This is a genomic window from Actinotignum stranguriae, assembly GCF_051265215.1.
GTDB classification, from domain to species: domain Bacteria; phylum Actinomycetota; class Actinomycetes; order Actinomycetales; family Actinomycetaceae; genus Actinotignum; species Actinotignum schaalii_C.
On sequence record NZ_JBOZCJ010000044.1, the window covers coordinates 1 to 1,673 of the forward strand.

Sequence of the window (1,673 nt, forward strand, 5' to 3'; positions counted from 1 at the left end):
GGGGGCCCGCACAAGCGGCGGAGCATGCGGATTAATTCGATGCAACGCGAAGAACCTTACCAAGGCTTGACATACACCGCGGGGCTGCAGAGATGTGGTTGCATTTGGTTGGTGGTGTACAGGTGGTGCATGGTTGTCGTCAGCTCGTGTCGTGAGATGTTGGGTTAAGTCCCGCAACGAGCGCAACCCTTGTCTCGTGTTGCCAGCACATGATGGTGGGGACTCACGAGAGACTGCCGGGGTTAACTCGGAGGAAGGTGGGGATGACGTCAAATCATCATGCCCCTTATGTCTTGGGCTTCACGCATGCTACAATGGCCGGTACAGAGGGTTGCGATATCGCAAGGTGGAGCGAATCCCTTAAAGCTGGTCTCAGTTCGGATCGGGGTCTGCAACTCGACCTCGTGAAGTCGGAGTCGCTAGTAATCGCGGATCAGCATTGCCGCGGTGAATACGTTCCCGGGCCTTGTACACACCGCCCGTCACGTCACGAAAGTTGGTAACACCCGTAGCTCGTGGCCTAACCATTTTTTGGGGGGAGCGGTCGAAGGTGGGGCTGGCGATTGGGACGAAGTCGTAACAAGGTAGCCGTACCGGAAGGTGCGGCTGGATCACCTCCTTTCTAAGGATATTTTCGAGAAACGGATAGGAATGAGCCACACGGGTTTGTTTCTTTAGTGTTTGTTTCTTGTTTGGGACACGTAAAAAGGGTTCGTGTGAGTGATGGTGGTTGTTCATTGTTACTCGCGTGATGGTATTGGTTAGACGGGCTGTTAGGCATTCGGACACTGTCCGATATACCACCCACGGCTAGGGAGCAAGGGTTTGTTCTTGTTTTCTAGTTGTGGTGTTGGTGTGGTGGTTGGTTGTCGCATAGTGAGCGTGAGCATCTTTATGACGAACACGTGTGTGTTTGTTGTGTGATTTTGCGTAATTGACAATTTTTTGTTTTGAGTTTCTTGTTTATTGTTTTTTGGTGTTGTAGGGCGTTTGGTGGATGCCTTGGTGCGTATGGGCCGAAGAAGGACGTTGTAGCCTGCGATATGCCTCGGGGAATTGGCTAGCGAGTGGTGATCCGAGGGTGTCCGAATGGGGGAACCTAGCCTGGGTTATGCCGGGTTGCTGCCAGCTGAATTGATAGGTTGGTGGTGGGAACGTGGGGAAGTGAAACATCTTAGTACCTGCTGGAAAAGATATTTTGTGAGTAGTGGCGAGCGAAAGCGAAGGAGCCTAAACCTTGTGTGTGTGATACTTGTCGGGGGTTGCACATGGGGTGTTGTGGGGTGTTGTCTTCTCGTTTCCGACAGGACGGGGCGTAGTGATAAATCAGGAGTATAGGTGAAGGGTTTGGGAAGGCCTGCCGTAGACCGTGATAGCCGGGTAGCTGAAATGTTTCTGACTGCGTGATGACATGCCCGAGTAGCACGGGGCTCGTGGAATCTCGTGTGAATCTGCCAAGACCACTTGGTAAGGCTAAATACCCGTCGTGACCGATAGTGGAATAGTACCGTGAGGGAATGGTGAAAAGTACCCCGGGAGGGGAGTGAAATAGTGCCTGAAACCAGGCGCCTACAAACTGTCAGAGCCACATTTGAATGGTGGTGATGGCGTGCCTATTGAAGAATGAGCCTGCGAGTTAGGATGTGTGGCGAGGTTAACCCGTGTGGGGTAGT

The 1,673-nt window shown here is 52.5% G+C and carries 2 rRNA genes; both read left to right on the forward strand.

From position 1 onward, the window contains the following. Positions 1-622 (forward strand): 16S ribosomal RNA (locus ACRQEG_RS09455); the annotation flags it as partial. Positions 623-970: 348 nt separating this feature from the next. Further along, a 23S ribosomal RNA gene (locus tag ACRQEG_RS09460) occupies positions 971-1,673 on the forward strand; the annotation flags it as partial.